Origin of the sequence: Halorubrum sp. AD140, from assembly GCF_034497445.1 — an archaeon.
Lineage (GTDB): Archaea > Halobacteriota > Halobacteria > Halobacteriales > Haloferacaceae > Halorubrum.
Genome location: NZ_JAXRUU010000178.1, coordinates 1 through 1,495, shown reverse-complemented (window position 1 = coordinate 1,495; position 1,495 = coordinate 1). Strand labels below are relative to the sequence as shown.

The following is a 1,495-nucleotide window of genomic DNA, read 5'->3' as shown; positions in this document are numbered from 1 at the left end:
TACCAGTCGACCGAGAGCGTCCCGTCGCCGTGCGGGTCCGGTGCGATCTCCTCGTCGGTCCGGCGGTCGACGACGTGAATGACCCCCTGCTCCTTCTTCGCGGGACACACCTCCGCCGCCCGCACGTTCTCCGCCAGTTCGTCCTCGCCGACGTAGTAGGACCGCGGCTTCGCCATCCCGCTTTGAACGTCCATCACCCAGTTGTCGGCGACCTCGGCGCACTTGCCCGCCCCGAAGCACTTGTTCGCCTCGAAAATGATCTTGTACGGCTTCTCCTCGATCGGCGGTCCCTCGCCGCCGATGTCGCTCGCGCGCAACACCTCGTCGCCGTCGGCGTCCGCCTCGTCGCTCATACCGTTCCTCGGCGACCGCGGAACTTTCGTCTGTCGGTCGTTCTCTGCGAGCGCGATTCGCCCCGGCAGCCCGAGGGTCCTCCCGACTACTCCTCGACGTGCTCCGCGAGCAGTCGCTCCGCGTGCTCGGCCGAGTCGGCGATCTCCCACCGAACCCTGTCGGCGTCTCCGTACGCCAGCGCCTCCTTCAGCTCGTCGCGGAGGACTCCCGTCCCGAACCCGACCGTCTCCCCGTCGGCGTCGCCCAGCTCGTACAGCGCGTAGCGGCTCGGCGCGCTCCCGACCGTCGATCGGTCGAGGTCGCGCCAGGGCTTCGCGAGGCTCATCGTGTGGGATCCGTCGACGTCGCGGTCATCGGTGCGCGTCGAGCCCGTCCTCGGGCCCCTCGACGATCTCGTAGCTACCCTCGGTCCAGCCGTCCTCGACGAAGACGAACACGCGACCGCCGGCGATCTCGGGGTCCGCGATCACCTCGTTTCGCTGGCCGGTCCGTCCGACGAGCACGCCGGGGAACACCTCGTCGCGCTCGCCGTCGTCGACGAGGACGCGGCCGACGCCGGAGTCCTCCAGGATCTCGTCGTCGGTGTTGTAGTCGTTGACGTACGTCATCACGCCCTCGGTCTCGGTCGGGTCGGTGACGAGGACGTGCGTCTCCTTTCCGGGGCCGGCGGTTACGGACCCCTCGACGGCGTCCGGAACGCCCCGGTAGAGGGTCGTCCGCCCGTCGAGGTACTCGACGACGACCCCCTCCTCGCGGAGGTCGATCCCGATAGACGTCGGCGGGACGTCGCTGCGTGAAGGCGCTGACATACCCGCTGCTCGGGTCGCGTCCCTCAAAAGGGACGCGCTCGGAGCCGGTCGAGGGGCCGTGACCGAAAGTGAGGTCGCGACGCGCGTCTCGGTCGTGAGAATCGAGCGTGCCACCTTTAAGTTCCCGCCGCCGCGAGGAACGTCTATGCAACGGACGCGACGGGGCCTGTTGGGCGTCGGCGCCGGTCTCGCGGGCGGGGTCGCGGGATGTCTCGGCGTCGAGGGCGTCGAGTACCCCGACGCGGCCCCGGAGGACGACCCTCCGGAGGCGGGAGACGGGAGCGACGGCGGCGGAGACGACGGCGAGAACTCCGACGGAAACGACGGAAACG

At 69.6% G+C, this 1,495-nt stretch carries 3 protein-coding genes and 1 pseudogene; 1 reads left to right on the top strand and 3 read right to left on the bottom strand.

The window, feature by feature from the left end; translation table 11 throughout:
• From U4E84_RS17165 to U4E84_RS17155, 3 genes are all read right to left on the bottom strand, one after another.
• Positions 1-353, bottom strand: a 353-nt coding sequence (locus U4E84_RS17165) for a ferredoxin (protein ID WP_322533315.1), incomplete at its 3' end; no start/stop codon positions are given.
• Between the two features lie 86 nt (positions 354-439).
• A complete protein-coding gene (locus U4E84_RS17160; protein ID WP_322533314.1) occupies positions 440-679 on the bottom strand; it encodes a hypothetical protein in 240 nt (79 codons plus the stop codon).
• Between the two features lie 25 nt (positions 680-704).
• Positions 705-1,163, bottom strand: a complete 459-nt coding sequence (locus tag U4E84_RS17155) for a DUF5796 family protein (protein ID WP_322533313.1) — start codon at positions 1,161-1,163, stop codon at positions 705-707.
• 145 nt (positions 1,164-1,308) lie between these two features.
• Here U4E84_RS17155 and U4E84_RS17150 point away from each other — a divergent pair.
• A pseudogene (locus U4E84_RS17150) lies at positions 1,309-1,495 on the top strand (hypothetical protein); the annotation flags it as partial.

Coding starts and splice junctions, on each gene's coding strand:
- U4E84_RS17160 (WP_322533314.1), bottom strand. CDS start 679: ATGAGCCTCGCGAAGCCCTGGCGCGACCTCGACCGATCGACGGTCGGG.
- U4E84_RS17155 (WP_322533313.1), bottom strand. CDS start 1,163: ATGTCAGCGCCTTCACGCAGCGACGTCCCGCCGACGTCTATCGGGATC.